The sequence below is a fragment of the Rhodococcus sp. IC4_135 genome (assembly GCF_011602025.1).
GTDB lineage: Bacteria > Actinomycetota > Actinomycetes > Mycobacteriales > Mycobacteriaceae > Rhodococcus_F > Rhodococcus_F baikonurensis.
Genome location: NZ_JAAOLG010000020.1, coordinates 64,282 through 81,827, shown reverse-complemented (window position 1 = coordinate 81,827; position 17,546 = coordinate 64,282). Strand labels below are relative to the sequence as shown.

17 protein-coding genes are annotated in these 17,546 nt (G+C 63.4%); 5 read left to right on the top strand and 12 right to left on the bottom strand.

Annotation, left to right across the window (positions count from 1 at the left end; all coding sequences use genetic code 11):
• Positions 1 to 29 precede the first annotated feature (29 nt).
• The 5 genes from G8767_RS26500 to G8767_RS26480 all read right to left on the bottom strand — a co-directional run bounded on the left by G8767_RS26500 (position 30) and on the right by G8767_RS26480 (position 5,168).
• Positions 30 to 656 carry an MBL fold metallo-hydrolase gene (locus G8767_RS26500; RefSeq protein WP_166812746.1) on the bottom strand — a complete coding sequence of 209 codons (627 nt, stop codon included), beginning with the start codon at positions 654 to 656 and terminating at the stop codon, positions 30 to 32.
• Complete coding sequence (locus tag G8767_RS26495) at positions 653 to 1,741, bottom strand: S-(hydroxymethyl)mycothiol dehydrogenase (RefSeq protein WP_007730860.1); 1,089 nt, start codon at positions 1,739 to 1,741, stop codon at positions 653 to 655. Before G8767_RS26495 ends, G8767_RS26500 begins: the two co-directional genes overlap by 4 nt.
• 148 nt (positions 1,742 to 1,889) lie before the next feature.
• Positions 1,890 to 3,152: a LuxR C-terminal-related transcriptional regulator gene (locus G8767_RS26490; RefSeq protein ID WP_166812744.1), complete on the bottom strand. Its 1,263-nt coding sequence runs from the start codon at positions 3,150 to 3,152 to the stop codon at positions 1,890 to 1,892.
• 22 nt (positions 3,153 to 3,174) lie between these two features.
• Positions 3,175 to 4,344, bottom strand: coding sequence for a DUF4185 domain-containing protein (locus G8767_RS26485; RefSeq protein ID WP_166812742.1), 1,170 nt, complete (start codon positions 4,342 to 4,344; stop codon positions 3,175 to 3,177).
• Between the two features lie 119 nt (positions 4,345 to 4,463).
• A complete protein-coding gene (locus tag G8767_RS26480; RefSeq protein ID WP_240952829.1) occupies positions 4,464 to 5,168 on the bottom strand; it encodes a type 1 glutamine amidotransferase in 705 nt (234 codons plus the stop codon).
• Positions 5,169 to 5,326: 158 nt separating this feature from the next.
• Here G8767_RS26480 and G8767_RS26475 point away from each other — a divergent pair, with 158 nt between their 5' ends.
• The 5 genes from G8767_RS26475 (at position 5,327) to G8767_RS26455 (ending at position 9,996) form a co-directional block, all read left to right on the top strand.
• Complete coding sequence (locus tag G8767_RS26475) at positions 5,327 to 6,070, top strand: amino acid racemase (protein ID WP_240952828.1); 744 nt, start codon at positions 5,327 to 5,329, stop codon at positions 6,068 to 6,070.
• Between the two features lie 36 nt (positions 6,071 to 6,106).
• Entirely contained in the window at positions 6,107 to 6,790 is a 684-nt protein-coding gene (locus G8767_RS26470; protein WP_166812740.1) for a GntR family transcriptional regulator, read from the top strand.
• Between the two features lie 62 nt (positions 6,791 to 6,852).
• Positions 6,853 to 7,230, top strand: coding sequence for a metalloregulator ArsR/SmtB family transcription factor (locus tag G8767_RS26465; protein ID WP_124568124.1), 378 nt, complete (start codon positions 6,853 to 6,855; stop codon positions 7,228 to 7,230).
• Positions 7,227 to 7,823 (top strand): SRPBCC family protein, encoded by a 597-nt coding sequence (locus G8767_RS26460; RefSeq protein ID WP_166812738.1) that lies wholly within the window; start codon positions 7,227 to 7,229, stop codon positions 7,821 to 7,823. The genes G8767_RS26465 and G8767_RS26460 overlap by 4 nt, the downstream gene beginning before the upstream one ends.
• Before the next feature lie 133 nt (positions 7,824 to 7,956).
• On the top strand, positions 7,957 to 9,996 hold the full coding sequence (locus tag G8767_RS26455) for a YhgE/Pip domain-containing protein (RefSeq protein WP_166812736.1): 2,040 nt from the start codon (positions 7,957 to 7,959) through the stop codon (positions 9,994 to 9,996).
• A 6-nt stretch (positions 9,997 to 10,002) separates the two neighbouring features.
• On the opposite strand, the gene G8767_RS26450 is transcribed toward G8767_RS26455, so the two are convergent.
• From G8767_RS26450 to fabG, 7 genes are all read right to left on the bottom strand, one after another.
• Complete coding sequence (locus G8767_RS26450; protein WP_166812734.1) at positions 10,003 to 11,202, bottom strand: DUF4185 domain-containing protein; 1,200 nt, start codon at positions 11,200 to 11,202, stop codon at positions 10,003 to 10,005.
• Positions 11,203 to 11,375: 173 nt separating this feature from the next.
• Positions 11,376 to 12,161, bottom strand: a complete 786-nt coding sequence (locus G8767_RS26445; protein ID WP_166812732.1) for a RhlG family 3-oxoacyl-ACP reductase — start codon at positions 12,159 to 12,161, stop codon at positions 11,376 to 11,378.
• On the bottom strand, positions 12,158 to 13,357 hold the full coding sequence (locus G8767_RS26440) for an acetyl-CoA C-acyltransferase (protein ID WP_166812730.1): 1,200 nt from the start codon (positions 13,355 to 13,357) through the stop codon (positions 12,158 to 12,160). The genes G8767_RS26445 and G8767_RS26440 overlap by 4 nt, the downstream gene beginning before the upstream one ends.
• A gap of 80 nt (positions 13,358 to 13,437) precedes the next feature.
• Entirely contained in the window at positions 13,438 to 14,421 is a 984-nt protein-coding gene (locus tag G8767_RS26435; protein WP_166812728.1) for an NADPH:quinone oxidoreductase family protein, read from the bottom strand.
• 31 nt (positions 14,422 to 14,452) lie between these two features.
• Positions 14,453 to 15,550 (bottom strand): acyl-CoA dehydrogenase family protein, encoded by a 1,098-nt coding sequence (locus tag G8767_RS26430; RefSeq protein ID WP_166812726.1) that lies wholly within the window; start codon positions 15,548 to 15,550, stop codon positions 14,453 to 14,455.
• The gene (locus G8767_RS26425; protein WP_166812724.1) at positions 15,547 to 16,740 is read right to left on the bottom strand and encodes an acyl-CoA dehydrogenase family protein; all 1,194 of its coding nucleotides are present in this window, start codon (positions 16,738 to 16,740) and stop codon (positions 15,547 to 15,549) included. The genes G8767_RS26430 and G8767_RS26425 overlap by 4 nt, the downstream gene beginning before the upstream one ends.
• Positions 16,741 to 16,774: 34 nt before the next feature.
• Positions 16,775 to 17,533 (bottom strand): 3-oxoacyl-ACP reductase FabG, encoded by a 759-nt coding sequence (gene fabG, locus G8767_RS26420; RefSeq protein WP_166812722.1) that lies wholly within the window; start codon positions 17,531 to 17,533, stop codon positions 16,775 to 16,777.
• Positions 17,534 to 17,546 lie beyond the last annotated feature (13 nt).

Genomic DNA, 17,546 nt, shown 5'->3' with positions numbered 1-17,546 from the left:
GTGTTCGCACCCACCATTGTCTCCTGCGATCAGGATCCGGCGCGGATCCATTCTTCGAGATGCGGCGCCTCGGTACCGATCGTCGTGCCGTCGCCGTGACCGGTGTGAACCTTGGTCTCGGCGGGGAGCGCGAACAGCTTGTCGCGAATGGACCCGATGATGGTCGGGAAGTCGGAGTACGACCGCCCGGTAGCACCGGGTCCACCGGAGAACAAGGTGTCGCCGCTGAACAGTTCCCCCGCCTCGGGCAGGTAGAGGCAGGTCGACCCCGGGGAATGGCCCGGTGTGTGGATGGCCAGAATGTCCGTGCCCGCCACAGCAATACGCTGATCGTCTTCCAAGCTCAGATGCTTCACTCCAGGGTGAGTCATCTCCCAGAGGACATCGTCGGCCGGGTTCAGGTAGATCGGAGCGTCGAGCTTCTCGGCCAGCTCGGGCGCAACGGTGACATGATCGTTGTGGCCGTGGGTGCAGACGATTCCGACCACCTTGCGTCCACCGACAGCGTCGATGATCGGCTGCGCGGTGTGCGCTGCGTCGACGATCACCACTTCGTTGTCGTCACCGATCAGCCAGATGTTGTTGTCGACGTCCCACGTTCCGCCGTCGAGGCTGAACGTGCCCGAGGTGACGACGCGATCGACTCGCAATGTCACAGGACCACCACCGAACGGAGGACCTCGCCGCGGTGCATCGTCTCGAATGCCTTCTCCACCTCGTCGAGCTTGATGCGCTCGCTGACGAACTTCTCGAGCGGCAGACGCCCCTGCTGGTACAGGTCGACCAGAACGGGGAAGTCACGCTCGGGCAGGCAATCGCCGTACCACGACGACTTGAGGGCTCCGCCGCGCGAGAAGAAGTCCACCAGAGGCATTTCCAGCTTCATGTCCGGCGTCGGAACTCCCACCAGCACTACGGTTCCTGCGAGGTCACGGGCGTAGAACGCCTGCTTCCACGTCTCCGGGCGGCCGACGGCGTCGACGACCACGTCGGCACCGAAACCTCCGGTCAGCTCCTGGACTGCTTCGACGACGTCGTCGACCTCGGTGGCATTGATCGTGTGCGTGGCGCCAAGTTCTGTGGCCCACTCCAGCTTTCGGGGATCGCGGTCGATCGCGATGATGGTGTTGGCACCGGCCAGGCGTGAACCCATGATCGCTGCGTCGCCGACGCCGCCACACCCGATCACGGCCACTGAATCACCGCGTCCGACGTTGCCGGTGTTCATCGCGGCACCCATGCCGGCCATGACACCGCAACCGAGCAGTCCGACCACGGCCGGATCGGCCGAGGCGTCGACCTTGGTGCACTGGCCTTCGTGAACCAGCGTCTTGTCTGCGAATGCGCCGATACCGAGTGCCGGCGTCAGTTCGGTGCCGTCTTCGAGCGTCATCTTCTGCTCGGCGTTGAACGTGTCGAAGCAGTACTGCGGGCGGCCACGCTTACACGCACGACACTGCCCGCACACGGCACGCCAGTTGAGGACGACGAAGTCACCCACCTCGACGTGAGTGACACCGGGGCCGACGCTCTCGACGATGCCCGACGCCTCGTGCCCGAGCAGGAACGGGTACTCGTCGTTGATTCCGCCGTCGCGGTAGGTCAGGTCGGTGTGGCACACACCGCACGCTGCAATGGCGACCACTACCTCGTTGGCGCCGGGATCGGGAATCGTGATGGGGACGATTTCGACGGGGGCACCCTTGGATCGGGCGATGACGCCGCGTACCTGCTGTGGCATGGCTTTGCTCCTGGCTTCGTGCGATTGAGGACGTGTCGTCACATTGCGCCGTGTTTTCACATTGCGATATGTGCACTCGTTGAAAGGTTAGCCCGAAGCAGGTGCCCGCAACCCTGGTCGAACTGACTGACCGACCTGGCCGAAAGGACTAGGGCGCGGGCTTCACGCCGGCCTCGGCGCCCGCGGCGGCGGCCGCACCCCGACTCTCGACGCCCAATTTCCGCAGGACCCCGGCAACATGAAACTTGATCGTGCTCTCACTGACACCGAGTCGCTCCGAGATCGCCTTGTTGCGCCGTCCGGCCACCAGATGCTCGAGTACCTCGAACTCCCGCGGTGCCAGTTCGGTGAGGACGTCGCGGTTCGGTAGGGCGACGGGGGCGTCGAGAGGGATGGTTGCACTGATCCGGTTCCCCCACCCGGGCGTCGACTCGGATTCGACTGTTCCACCCAAAGTCTCTACCCTCGAACGCAATTGGCGTTCCACGTCAACTACGTCGGCTTCACCGCCGCCGTCGTCGCGAATGTCGATCGAGAGCGAAGCCGCGTCGAGAGTCCAGGCCACCCGGATTCGCGAGAGCGTCTGCTGATCCGACAATGCCAGCACCGCGCCGCGGACGACCGCGCGGGCGCCGTGCGCCACTTCGCCGGGTAGCCCGCGCCCGTCGACGGGTGGCTCCACCAATTCCAATGCGATTTCGCGATGCTTGAGCAGCGAACGCAATTCCCCTCGCATCCGAGCAAAAGCCGTGGTGGTGGACTCTTCGGCCAACTCGCGATGCACGTCGACGGCTGAACGAAGGCCGATCAGGGCCGAGGCCGCAGTCTCCCTGGCCGAGGTTCGCGCACGTGTGTCGTCGAGATCGGCCGAGCGCAGCGTCGCCAGCATCGTTTCGAGGGTGGCCGCGTGCACCTCCGTCATCTCTGCCACGGTGCGCGCACGCTCGGACGACGCCGCCCGCGACTCGGCGAGATATGCGGGGCTCGCGTTCCGGACCTGGAGCTGGATTCCGGTTGCAGTCACTGCGAACAGCGCCTGGATCAATTCGAGAGATGCCGTTTTCACCGGTCCGGGGTGCGGCGTCAGAACGAGGAGCGTATCGGTTCGATCGAGCATCGCAAGCACTTCACGGTCCCGGCCGGCGATAGCGCACTTTCCCCGAAAGATTTGTCCGACAGTGAGATCTGTACGGATGCGGTCGAGTTCGGCGATGGTCACACGATCGACGACGGCTGGATCCCCGGCGACCTTGCGCGGCCTACCGGTGCACTCACGGGTGAAGATCACCAGAGAGGTGTGCGGCGCCATGTCCGCGATCAGCGTCGAGAATCGTCGGCCGATCTCGGGAAGTGGCCCCACCAACACGTCGCGAAGGGCGGTGATCAGTAACGCGTTGTCGGTGGTGCTCACCGTTCAACGATAACCATCCGGTTCACTGATGCAGCGTGGTCTTCATGAGCATGACGTTGTAGTCGGACCAGGTGGTGGCGAGAAAGTAGAGGTCCTGCCCCTGCGACCAGGGGTGCATGTAGGCGCCGTAGAGCCCCGGAACCGCGTCGGTGCCGATCACGACGTCCGGTGCACTCCACGGACCGGTCAGATCCGACGCCGTCCGCAGCACCAGGGCGCCCCACTCGTTGGAGTACATCGCGACGAACTTGCCGAGATAGTTGTTGTACTGCACCGACAGTTCGCTGACGTCCCCGTCGAGAACTACTGCAGCGGCAGCGGGATTGTTGGGGACCCATGCTTTTCCGTCCCAGTATTCGTACGCCGCGACGTCCGCGGTGGAGGTTTCCTTCACGCGTGAGAGGCGCCCCTCGCCGAAGCGTCCGGCAGGGGTACCGAAGTTGTAGACGTAACCACCGTCTTTGACGAAGGAACCCATCTGGAAGTTGTCGTTACCCGTCAACGGCAGATTGGGCCGGGACGAGGCCGGTTCGATCTGCCAGGTCTCACCGTTGTCGTGCGAGGACGCGATCTGCGAGAAGTTGGTGACCCACTCGCCCGACCCTCCCCACGAACGAATCGACATGTAGTTGACGTATTGAACGCCGCCCACCGAGATACCCGTCGTCGGAATGCTGCTGGTTTCGACGCCGGTGACTTTCAGACTTCCGATGATCTCGCGAGAATGATTCGGCCGGTCGGTCGGCGAGGAGTCGATGTTCATGCCGTCGGACAGGTTTCCGTCCGAGCTACGGAACAGGACGTTGCTGCGCCAGTCACCGACCACCCCGGAGCACAGGGGGTCAGATCCGATTCCGACGGTGTCACCGAAAGCAGTCAGGACCTGACCTGCGCCGTTGTCCCACATGATGCCGAGATCCGTGCCGAGAACATTGAACCGCTCGACGGTTTGGTTCGGGCTGAGTGCGCCCGTGATGTATTCGACGGCGGACGTGCGCCCCTGCAGTTCCGGCAGTTTGCCGTCCGTGCCGTTGAGCCAGGGAATCGGATTGGTCGGCCCACCTGATTGATCCAAGCTGCCGGTGACGTTGCAATCCCACGGGGACGCATGCGCCTGGGTCGCTCCCAAGACCGCGGTCGACGCGAGTACACACGTCACTGCTGCTGTCGATATCTTCCGTATCCGGCGCATCGCTCCCCTTTCGCGGGGGAGATCCGGACTCTACGAGGTGTCTTGCTCGACCGGATCGGTTCATCCACCCACGAGAACACAAGGTAACAGGTAAATCGGTCAATCTAGACAAAACGGGCCTATTTGGCGGAGATGGATTTCAACCATTTCTCCATCACCGCTACGGCAATCTCGAGCCCCTGCGACTCGGCAGCACCCAACTGCTCCATGAAGATGCGCGGACCGTCCGCCCCCAACGAAGCATGCAGCGAATCGCGGTACTCGGCCAGTTCCATCCATTCGCGCGCCACCTCGGACGACGCTTCGAGGTGAAACTGAACGGCGTAACTCTGCTTGTACCGGAAAAGTTGATTCGGATACTTGGCAGAGCCGGCGAGCCGCACCGCGCCGGTCGGAATTTCGAAGGTGTCCGAATGCCATTGCATCGCAGGAAAAGTGGAGGGTAGACCTCCCCACACCGGATCTTGCCGCCCCTCGGCAGTCAAGGTGATCTCCTCGACTCCGACTTCGGGCACCGCGCCAGTGTAGACGCGAGCACCCAGCGCTGCGGCGAGCAACTGCGAACCCAGACACACTCCCCACACCGGGACGTCGTTCTCGACCAGATCGCGAATGTACTCGATCTCTGACGTCAGCCACTCGACCTCGCCTTGATCGCCGACGCCCATCGGCCCGCCCATCACGATCACGGCGTCGAACCGTCGATGGTCAGGAAGCGGGTCGGTTCCCAGAAGAACAGTCTGCACGTCTCCGTAGCTCTCCAGGACGGGCGCATACGCCGCTGGGGGTTCGCACTGCGCGTGTCGTAGTTCCAGAAAATGCATGCCCGCGGTCCTTTCGCTCCCGATGCCGGCAAGCCTATGACCCTTTCCGCTGCCGGTCGCGGCGGCGTCACGCTTGACAACTACTTGCCATTTCCCGCACCCTGATCAACAAAATGTAGCATCCAATATATTGGATGTCAGAAGGGTGTACTTGTCACATGAGGATGGCCACGAGCGAACCCGTCATCGGAATACTCGGCGGGATGGGCCCCGCCGCTACTGCGGACTTCTACTCCAAACTCGTTGCCCTGACGCCAGGTTCGACGGATCAGGAGCACCCCAAAGTTGTCATCTGGGCCGATCCCACCGTTCCCGACCGGACTTTGGCACTCACCGAGAACGGCCCGGACCCCACCCCCTGGCTGATCCGAGGTGCGCGCGTCCTCCGAGAGTCGGGCGCTACGACGCTCGCCATTCCGTGCAATACCGCCCACGCCTTCCTGCCCGGCATCTCGTCCCAACTTGGGCTTCCCGTCGTCCACATGATCGACGAAGTTGCGCGGCACATTCGGACGCTTGCGCCCGCCGTCACGTCCGTCGGGCTATTGGCCACCACGGGGACAGTCCACACCGGGTTGTATCAACAATGGCTGTCGCAATACTCGATCGACGTCCTGGTGCCCGAACCGGCGATTCAGGACGAATTGGTGATGCCGGCGATCCGAGCGATCAAGAGCGGCAACCTCGGGGACGAGACCGCCGACAAACTCGTCAGGGCCGCTGATCTTCTCGCCGAATCGGGCGCGCAGGTCGTCGTGGCCGGATGCACCGAGATTCCGCTCGGACTGCCCGCCGACGCCACAACCTGTCAGATCATCGATCCGGCAACAATTCTCGCCCGCGCCCTACTCCGGCGGGTTGCGGATGCCCGGAAACACGCGTCACTGGCCGACCTGGGCTGACCTGCGACAAGCAAGGTGCAGAGTACGATATCCAGTATGTTGCGTGGCGGTAAACCGGTTGAGCGAGCACGAATGAGCGACATCGCTCTCGAACGCATTCGCGAAGCGATCGTCACCGGCGAACTGGCGCCGGGCTCGAAGATCAAGGACAGCGAACTCGCCGAGTATCTGGGATTGAGCAGAACTCCGGTCCGCGAAGCGCTCGCAAGGCTGGTCGACACCGGACTCGTCGAAGCGAAACCCGGAGCCTACACACGCATCACCACCCTCGATCGCGGCGACGTCGAGGCAACACTCGCGGTCATCGAAGCTCTCGACCAACTGGCCGTCGTCACCGCCGTACCGAGCCTCACCGACGAGATGATCGGGGCGATGCGCTCCGCCAACAAGGACTTCGCCGCTGCCGTCAAGCGAAACGACATAGGCCGAGCCCTGACCGCGGACGATCGCCTACACAGCGTCATCATCGACGCTGCTGCAAATCCACTGTTGAAGAAGCTGATCCACCAGGTTCACCCGCAAATTCACCGCATCTACTACCGCAAGTTCTCGAGCCTCCTCGGCAGCCAGGACTCCGTCGACCATCACAACAAGCTGATCGCCCTGTGCGCCGACCACGATGCCGAGGCAGCAGCGACGCTGTCGGCCGAACATCGACGCCATCTCGGTGGGCTGATCGGTGAACTCTTCGACGCTGACGAGTTCGCGCTCTCGGATTGACCGTCCCCCGACTGCAAGTTTCGGCGCTTGCCTATATTGGCCATTGCCGATATAAATGACTGGTGCATGCGTTCGACGTTCTCGGAGACCCCGTTCGGCGACGAATCATGGAACTCCTGTCCGGCGGCGAGCGCTCGGCGGGTCAGATCGCCGAAGTCGTGGCAGCGGAGTTCGGGATCTCGCAACCGACCGCGTCCGGGCACTTGCGAGTGCTCCGAGAAAACGGATTCGCCACCGTCCGCAGCGAAGGCACCAGGCGCCTCTACGCAGTCGAGCCCGCGCCATTGCAGGAAGTGGACCAATGGCTCGACGGATTCCGGCAGTTCTGGAGCGGCCCTCTCGACGCACTGGCCACAGAACTCGCACGCGGGAAACGACGCGGCTCGAAGCGGAGCAGATCTTCACCATCGAATTCTTCCGACGAAGGAGACTCACAATGACCGAGATCGCCAACCAGGACACCAGCCTCAACGCGGTAGAGCGGAGCATGGGCAACCGCGACATCGCGGAAGGTGCGGCTCGAACAGCCGTACTCAAGCGCCGCTACGACGCCTCGGTCGACGACGTCTGGAACGCCATCACCACCCCTGACCGGATCAACCGCTTCTTCCTGCCGGTGAGCGGAGACTTCCAGGTGGGCGGCTCGTACGCTTTCGAAGGCCAGGCAAGTGGCGAGATCCTGGCTTGCGACGCTCCACACCTGCTGCGACTGCAGTGGACCCCACCCGGCGATCGCGGATACAGCGATCAGGTCGAGATCCGGCTGACCGCAGACGGCCCCGACGCCACCTGGCTCGAGTTGGAGCACGCCTCCGTAGCCGACGTCTTCCGCAACGACCCGGACACTGGCTGCTACGGCGTCGGAACCGGATGGGAAGGCCCTCTTCACTACCTGGGCGAACACTTGCGCGGCACTCTCCCCGATGCGCCGAGCACCGAGTGGTACACCTTCGATGAAGCAGAGGAGCTTCGCCTCGCCAACTTCCGAGGGCGGGAGTGGGCAAAGATCGAGGCAGAGCACGACGGCCGGTAACGCCCAATTCTTCGAAAACGGTCACAGGATGGCCGTTTGCTTTGTATCGTGACCGAGCTGGACGTATGTCCAGCAGTTTTGGTGGCTTTCTTTCGTGCCACAACTGCTTCGGTCCACGAGAAGAGAGCTCCACATGGCGCCACAACCCGTAGTCGACAGCGCGGCAACGACGCGACGCACGCACATCATCCGGACAGTTCTCGCTGTCCTCGTCATCGCACCGCTGTCGATTGCGGCGTTCTACATGTGGGCACTGTGGGATCCGGGCGACACGGTCAACCGCTTGCCCGTCGCCATCGTCAACGCGGATGCGGGCACGGAACTCGACGGAACACGCCTGCAAGCCGGCGACGAAGTTGTTGCCGCGCTCGTCGAGAGCGGAGACGTCGCGTGGAAGGTAGTTTCCGAGCAGGAAGCCGCCGACGGCGTCAACGACGGCACCTATTACTTCTCCGTCGTCATTCCGAAGACTTTCAGCGCGGACGTGGCCAGTGCCGCATCGGGTTCGGGCCGCAAGGCCGAGCTCGACGTTCTGTACAACGACTACAACAGTCTGGTCGCCGGCCCGGTCGGTGAAAGCATCATCGCTCAGGTGCGCTCGGCAGTCTCCGAGTCGATCGGCGAGCAGTCCATCGACCAGGTGCTGGTCGGGTTGGGCGAACTCGGAACAGGATTCGGTGAAGCAGCCGCGGGCGCGCAACAACTGTCCGACGGGTCCTCCGAGGCACTGGCCGGAACCAACGAGCTCTACGCCGGGAGCAAGGAACTCGCAACCGGCATGGGTGAAGCCAATCAGGGCGGCAAGGAGCTGGCCGCCGGAGCCGGCGAGCTGGCCACTGGAGCTGGCGAAGCTGCTGCAGGTTCGGGCGAGTTGAGCAGCGGACTCAACCAGTTGGTCGGGGGCACCGACGAACTCGGCGCTGGAGCTCGTCAGATCAGCGAGGTGGTAGACATGGTCACCACCCCGGTACTCGACCTCGCGGGGTCCTCCGACGCCGTCGTCGGTCAGATCGATGCCCTCACCTCGATGCTTCGGAACTCGACCGATCCGGTCTCCACCGGACTCGTCGAAGCGCTCGGCGGACTGCGGGCCTCCCTGACCGCACAACCCTCGGACGACGACGTGATCGGTCAGCTCGGTCAGCTTCGCGACGGTGCGCGGGAGATCTCGCGGCAGCTCACCGACCCGAGCAGCGACTACCGTGGCGGGCTTCTTGCCGCGGCTGCCGGTGCGGGTGAACTGAACACGGGACTAGGCCAACTGTCCGACGGCGCAGGCCAACTCGCTACCGGCGCACAGGAACTCTCTACCGGACTCGGGCAGTTGGACACCGGAAGTATCGCGCTCCGTGACGGTCTCGGGCAGCTATCGGCCGGCGTCGGCGAGCTCGACGCGGGCAGCGCAGAACTCGCCACCGGTTTGTCCGACGGCGCCGCCCAGGTGCCGCAGTTCTCGGACGACGAACGCGCCACCACAGCCAATCTGCTCTCGTCCCCGGTTGCCGTCGACGCGCGGAACAACTACCCCGCAGCCGGTTTCGGGCCGGGAGCCGTCCCTGCCGTGATCTCGGTGGCACTGTTCCTGTGCGGAATTCTCACCTGGTTCGTTGTCCGCCCACGACACGGACGTTCGCTGAACTCGCACACGAGTGTGGTGCGCGAGGGGCTGCGCCGCTACCGCATTCCCGCCCTGGTCACCTTGGTCGCGGCGCTCGTGTTGTCGGTGGTGTCACTGACCGTGGCACACGTCGAACCGCCGAGCGTCCTGGCGATGATCGCCGTGATGATCCTGGTGGGTGCCGCCGCGGTCAGCTCGGGCAGGCTCTTCACCGTTGTGTTCGGTGCCGTCAACGGAACCTTCATCGCCCTGGGCGCCTTGATGATTCAGATCTTCGCCTTCGGCGCGGTGTATCCCATCGAACAGATGCCGACCGTTCTGCAGTGGCTGCACGCTCTGATGCCACTGACCTGGGCGCGCAACGCCATGCGCATGGTCCTCGTCGGCTACTACGGCCCGAAATTCTGGGTGGCAGTATTCGCTCTGGCTGCCTTGGTGATCGGTGCCGTCCTGTTCACCATCTGGTGGCGCCGCCGACAAGAACCGCCGACAGACGCCGAGGACGACGCGCCGATCACCGAGGAGATCGTGTACCTCCAGCAAACGCAAGCGTGAGTCGGATCAGCGAACGAGCGTCGTACGCATCAACATGACGTTGTAGTCGGCCCACGTGGTGGCAAGGAAATACAGTTCCGAACCGCTGGACCACGGGTGGATGTAGGCAGCGTAGATACCGGGAACCTCGACCAGATTGACCAGTGTTTCCGGCGCTGCCCACGGACCGACAGGACTGGGCGCGGTACGCATCACGATCGAACTGAACGCGTCGGCGTACATCGCGACGAACTTGCCGAGGAACTCGTTGTACTGAACGGAGACCTCACCGATGCGGCCGTCCATGACGGGTACGGCCGCAGCTGGATCGGCGCGGATCCAGCCGTTTCCGTTCCAGTACTCGTAGGCGGACAGTTGAAGGATCGAATCCTCGGGGACGCGAGAAAGCCGAACCTCGCCGGATCGTCCCGCGGGGGTTCCGTAGTTGTAGACGAACCCGCCATCCTTCACCATCGAGCTCATCTGAAAGTTCTCACTACCGGCAACAGGACCTACACCGGCGGGAAGAACACCACCGATGTTGGGGCGCAGCGTTTCCGGATGCGTGGCCCACGTTTCGCCGTTGTCCGAGGAAGTGGCAATCTGTGAGTAGTTCGTGCTCCACTGCCCGGCCTCACCCCAGTTACGCACCGACATGTAGCTCAGATACTGCACACCGTTCACCGCAATGCCGCTGGTGGGGATACTGGACGCCTCGACGCCCGGAACCTTCAGACCGGCAATGATCTCGCGTGCCTGCCCGGCGCCGTCCATCGGCGCGCTGTCGATGCGCATACCGTCGGCCAGCACCCGATCCGAGCTGCGGAAGAGTACATTGCTTCGCCACTCGCCCACCAAACCGTCGCAGGCGGGGTTGCGACTGAGCCCGGTGGTGTCACCGAAAGCGGTTAGAATCTGACCGGCACCGTTGTCCCACATGATGCCCAGATCCGTGCCCAGAACATTGAAGCGATCGACCGTCTTGTTGGGACTGTATGTCCCGGTGACTTTTTCGATCGCGGTAGTACGCCCGGACAGGCCCGGCAACCCTCCGGTGTTGCCGTTGAGCCACGGCGCCGCATTGGCCGGCCCTCCGGTACTGCCGACACCACTCACTCCGACGCATCCCGGCGCCGCCGTCGCCGGCGAAGCCACCGCCGTGACGGCAGCGGCCGCAATCGCAGCAACTGTTCCGAACACTCCCAACGATCTCCCCGCGCGAAACATGACTCCCCCAAGGCCGGGATTGTTGGTGTTGTCGTCGTCGTTCCCCCCGAACCTCGGACAATCTAGCAACCTCAGTCACAGATAACCCAATCGGACAAAGACACGAAAAGGCCTGAAAGTCATAGTAGTTCAGACTTTCAGGCCTTTTCGGACAGAGAAGATCAGTCAGACGGTCAGCGCGCTCCGCTCGCACCGCCGTCGAGTGGGATCACCGCGCCGGTCAGATAAGCCCCGGCACGCGAAGCCAGGAAAATTGCAAGACCTGCAGCGTCCTGGGGAGTTCCGACCCGGCCCAACGGGACCGAGTCCGCCACAGCCTTTGCGCTCTGCTCGTCCTCCAGGAGGAATGCCATCATCTTCGACGGAAACGGACCCGGCGCAATGGCGTTGACCGTGATCTGTTCCCCCGCAAGCGTCGCCGCCAACTTGCGCGTCAACATGTGTACCGCAGCCTTACTGGCACCGTACGAGAAGTTTTCCGAGCCCGACACCACAAGTCCGTCGATCGATCCGATATTGATTACGCGCGCGGGATCTTCGACCTTGGCCGCAGAACGCAACTGCGGCAACAGCTTCTGGGTCAAGAGGAAGATGGCTTTGACGTTGATGTCGAAAATCTTGTCGAAGCCGGCGGCCGGAAAATCGTCGACCGGAGCTCCCCACGTCGCACCGGCGTTGTTGACCAGTACGTCGAGCGTCGGCGAAATCTCGGCGACCTTCGCAGCGAGGCTCTCGATCCCCTCGTCCGTGGACAGATCGGCCGGATGCGAGATGCAGGTGCCGAACTCCGAAAGCTCCCGCGCGGCTTCGTCACAAGCTTCGGCTTTTCGAGCCGAAATGACGACCGTCGCACCGCCTTCGACAAATCCGCGAGCGATCATGTATCCGATGCCACGTGATCCACCGGTAACCACAACGGTCTTGCCACTGACGTCGAACAGTCCCTCGATCAAGCTCATGCGACCTCGAAAAGCCCGGCAGCACCCATGCCGCCGCCGATGCACATGGTCACGACCACGAGTTTGGCTCCGCGCCGTTTTCCTTCAAGAAGTGCATGGCCGACCAGACGAGCACCCGTCATACCGTACGGATGGCCGACGGAGATACCGCCACCGTCGACGTTGTACTTCTCGGGATCGATCCCGAGCTTGTCACGGCAGTACAGGGCCTGAGAGGCAAAGGCCTCGTTGAGTTCCCAGAGATCGATGTCGTCGACCTTCAGCCCGTGCAGATCGAGCAGGCGGGGAATCGCGAACACCGGCCCGATGCCCATCTCGTCGGGAGCGCAACCCGCGACGGCCATGCCACGGTAGATACCGAGAGGAGCCAACCCGCGGCGTTCCGCCTCGCCTGCCTCCATCAGCACGGAAGCGGAGGCACCGTCCGAGAGCTGAGACGAGTTGCCCGCAGTGATGGAGGAATTCGCACTGACAGTACCGTCGGCCAGAACCGGTCGCAGACTCGCCAGACCTTCCAACGTGGTGGAAGCGCGGTTGCCTTCGTCCCGGGTCAGCGTCACGGACTCGCTGCGGATCTCACCCGTCTCCTTGTCCTGCACCTGCTTGATCGAGGGCAGCGGGACGATTTCGAGATCGAACCGACCTGCGTTCTGAGCTGCTGCGGTCCGCTGCTGCGAGACGAGCGCGAATTCGTCCTGCTGCTCGCGGGTCACTCCGTAGCGCTCGGCGACGATTTCGGCCGTGTGCAGCATCGGCATGTAGATCGACGGCTTGTTTTCCTTCAGCCACGGATCAGCCGCGCGGAAGTTGTTCATGTGATCGTTCTGTACCAACGAGATCGATTCGACGCCGCCGCCGACCGCGATCTGCATTCCGTCGTCCACGATCTGCTTGGCTGCGGTTGCGATGGCCATGAGCCCGGACGAGCACTGACGGTCGATCGTCATTCCGGAAACCGAGTCCGGAAGCCCCGCCCGCAGTACCGCTTGCCGTGCGACGTTGCCGCCGGAAGATCCCTGCTGCAACGCAGCGCCGAGAACGACGTCCTCGACCTCGCCGCCTTCGAGTCCCGCGCGCTGAACTGCATTCGAAATGGCATGTGCAGCGAGCTCTTGAGCCTGAGTGTTGTTGAACGCGCCGCGGTACGCCTTACCGATCGGGGTACGGGCAGTGGAAACGATGACAGCTTGCCTCATCGGGGAAACCTTTCGTCGAACACGAAGTGCTGTGCGCCTTTATTAACCGCCGGGGGTTAATAAAGGCGCACAGCAGAGAATCAGGGCTGGAACACGACGCGACCGACTGTGGTGCCGTCGCCGAGGCGGCCGATACCGTCGGCCACGTCCGTCAACGACAACCGCTCACTGATCAGTGGTTTGACCAGACCGGCATCGGCGAGCCTGGTGAGCTCGACGTGGCAATCGTCGATGGCCTGCTGGTTGTAGGCCTTGTACAGCCCCCAGTGCAGACCGATGATCGAATAGTTCTTGATGAGAGCATGATTGAGTGCCGGCTGCGGAATCGTGCCGCCCGCGAAACCGACGATGACGATCCGTCCCTCGAAGGCGATGCACTTGGTGGACTTCGCGTATGCGTCACCGCCGACCGGATCGAAGACGACATCGGCGCCCTTGCCACCGGTGAACTCCTTGACCGCTGCCACGAAGTCCTCACTGTGACGGTCGACCACGAGGTCTGCGCCCAGCTTGCGCGCGTACTCCGCCTTGTCCGGCCCACCGACGACACCGATCACCTTGGCGCCTGCCGCCTTGCCGAGTTGCACTGCAGCACTGCCCACACCACCCGCAGCGGCGTGAACCAACAAGGTTTCACCTTCGAGCAGTTGAGTGCGCCGGTGCAGAGCGAACCACGCCGTCTGGTAGCCGATGCTCAGTGCGGAGGCTTCCGCGTCGTCGAGAGCCGACGGCGCCGGGAACGTGTTGTTCTGATCCAGCACCGAGTACTCGGCGAATCCACCGGACGGCAGACTCGGATTACCGATCACCCGGTCCCCCGCCGCGAACTTGGTCACCGATTCACCGACCGAGACCACTTCACCACACAGTTCGACGCCGGGGGTGAAGGGCAGCGGCGGCTTGATCTGGTATTCACCCCGGCACATGAGGACGTCGGGGAAGTTGGCCGGAGCGGCCAGCACCTTCACCAACATCTCCGTCGCACTGGGGGTGGGATCCGCGGTTTCCTCCAACGCGAGTACATCGCGGGGTTCGCCGAGTTCGTTGACGCGCCAAGCCTTCACAGCAATTCTCCAGACAGATAGTGGGTGGGATTCAGGACGAGATCGGGAGGTCGACCAACTCGGCGAGGCGTGCCCGATGCTGATATGCGGTTCCCAGCGACAACTGATCGCTCTTCGCCCGTTTGAGGTAGAGGTGCGCCGGATACTCCCACGTCATTCCGATACCACCGTGGAGTTGGACGCATTCCTCGGCGGCATGAACCGCGACGCCGCTGCAGAATGCCTGGGCTACCGTCGCCGCGATCGCCGCATCGTCGTCGCCGCGTGCATAGGTGTCCGCCGCATAGCGTGCTGCCGCGCCCGAGGAACTGACTTCGAGCCAGAGATCGGCCAGGCGGTGCTTGATCGCCTGGTACGAACCGATCGCCCGGCCGAACTGCTTGCGCTCCTTCACATACGCGAGAGTCGTTTCGAGGCACCACTGAGCTACAGCGAACTGTTCGGACGCCAGAAGTGCGCTTCCGCAGAGCAACGCTTCCTCAACCGCTTGCGCCGCATTGCCGCCGTCGACCCGGACCGACGGCGACCCCGAGAACTCGACGTCCGCCAAACGGCGCGTCATGTCCAGGGACAGAACGGGCGTGACGGCAGCGTCGGCGATCCGAACGGTGTGCAACTCCAGACCGCTCTCGCCGGCAACCGGGACAACAAGAACATCGGACTCGGCGACACCGGCAACCGTTGTGACACTGCCGACGAGTCCACCCGCCGTCACCTTGACAGAGGGTGTGAAAGATTTTGGCGCAGTGGACAACGGGACGACCAGAGCAGCCGTCGACTCCCCAGCGGCCAATTGACCGAGCACCTCGGTCTCACCTGCCTTCAGCAACGCCGTCGTCGCCAGCACCGCGCTGGTGAAGAACGGAACGGGCGCGACCGCACGTCCGATCTCCTCCATCACGACCGCCGCCTCACGCGTCGACGCACCTGCCCCGCCCAGTTCCTCGGGTACCAGCAGTCCCGCCAAACCGAGTTCCGACGCCAGCGACTTCCACAGCCCGGTGAAGTCGGCGGACACGTCGTCGTATGCCGTGACCACGGTGTCGGCGCCGGCACGCTCGGTCAGCAGTCGTCTGACGCTGGCTCGCAGATCTTGTTCGGTCTCGGAGTACAGCAGATCGGCGCTCATCGGGGTAGGTCCTTCCAGGCGATGTCCTTGTCGACGCGATGCTCGGGTGGCAACCCGAGTACGCGTTCTGCGATGACGTTGCGCAGGATCTCCGACGTTCCGCCCTCGATCGAATTGCCCTTGGCTCGCAGGTACCGGTATCCGGGTTCACGCCCGGTGAAGTCGACGGAATCCGGTCGACGCAGTGTCCAGTCGTCGTAACGCAGACCGGCTTCGCCGTGCAACTCGAGGTCGAAACCCGAAATCTGTTGGGCCAAAACGGCAAAGGCGAGCTTCATTCCCGAGCCTTCGGGGCCGGGCTGGCCGGCGGCGAGCTGCTGACGCAGTCGCTCCCCGGTCAGACGCGCAACTTCGGATTCGGTCCAGAGACGCATCAACTCGTCGTGCATTGCCGGATTACGCAACTCGGGCTCGTCGCGCCAGGCCTGAGCGACCTTTCCGATCATGCCGCCCTCACGCGGTGCGCCCGAACCGATGGCAACACGCTCGTTGTTCAGGGTGGTTGTCGCAACCTTCCATCCCTGACCTTCGGCTCCGAGGCGATTGGCGTCCGGAATCCTGACGTCCGTGAGGAATACCTCGTTGAATTCGGCCTCGCCGGTGATCTGACGGAGCGGCCGGACGTCGACGCCCGGGTCGGTCATGTCGCAGATGAAGTAGCTCAGACCCGCGTGCTTCGAGCGTGACGGATCGGTCCTGGCCACCAGAATCGCCAGCTGCGCGTTCTGCGCACCCGACGTCCACACCTTCTGCCCGTTGACTATCCAGTCGTCGCCGTCGCGGACGGCACGGGTAGCGACGGCCGCGAGGTCCGAACCTGCACCCGGTTCACTGAACAGCTGGCAGTAGACCGTCTCCGCAGTCCACAACGGGCGCAGGAACTTCTGCTTCTGCTCCTCGGTACCGAAGGCAGCGATGGTCGGTGCCGCCATGCCCAGTCCGATCCCGTTCTTGCCGGTGGCCGGGCCGGGTGCACCGGCAGCCTCCAGCTGAGCGTTCACCTGCCGCTGAAAGCTCTGCGGTACACCGAGTCCCCCATGACCTTCGGGGAAATGAACCCACGCCAGTCCGGCGTCGAATCGTGCGCCAAGGAAATCCGATACCGACACACTGCTCGGATCGTTTTCCGCGAGAAGCACGTTCACCTTGTCGGTGATGTCACGCGATACTGCCTCTTCGTCGAAAGCCATGCCCATTCCTTCGGTTCGAGCGGTGAGCGGACTGTCAGTCCTTGGGTCCACCGGCGACGTAGACGACCTGACCGGAAACGAAGCTCGCGCCTTCACTGACGAAGAACGACGCGGTGTGCGCGATGTCCTCGGGCTGACCGACGCGGTTGACCGGAATCTGCGAAGCGGCAGCGGTCTTGAAGTCCTCGAAGCCGACTCCCATGCGCTCTGCCGTTGCGGCGGTCATCTCGGTTTCGATGAATCCGGGGGCAATGGCGTTGGCGGTGACGCCGAACTTGCCCAGCTCGAAGGCCAACGTCTTGGTGAATCCCTGCATGCCGGCCTTGGCTGCGGAGTAGTTGACCTGTCCGCGGTTGCCGAGAGCCGACGTGCTCGAGAGGTTCACGATGCGGCCGAACTTCGCTTCCACCATGTACTTCTGCACCGCACGCGACATGAGGAACGCTCCACGCAGGTGGACGTTCATCACCGAATCCCACTCGGCAACGCTCATCTTGAACAGAAGGTTGTCGCGAGTGATGCCGGCATTGTTGATCAGCACGGTAGGTGCACCCAGTTCTGCGGCAACACGATCCACCGCTGCAGCAACCGAGGCCTCGTCGGAGACGTCAGCGCCGACGGCCAAGCCCTGGCCGCCTGCAGCCTTGATCGCGTCGACGGTTCCGGCACACGCCGCTTCGTCGAGGTCGAGCACGGCGACGGCAAAACCGTCGTCCGACAGTCGCTTCGCTACGGCCGCACCGATTCCGCGTGCTGCACCCGTGACAATTGCGGTTCTACGTTCCTGGCTCACTGGCCCTCCATAC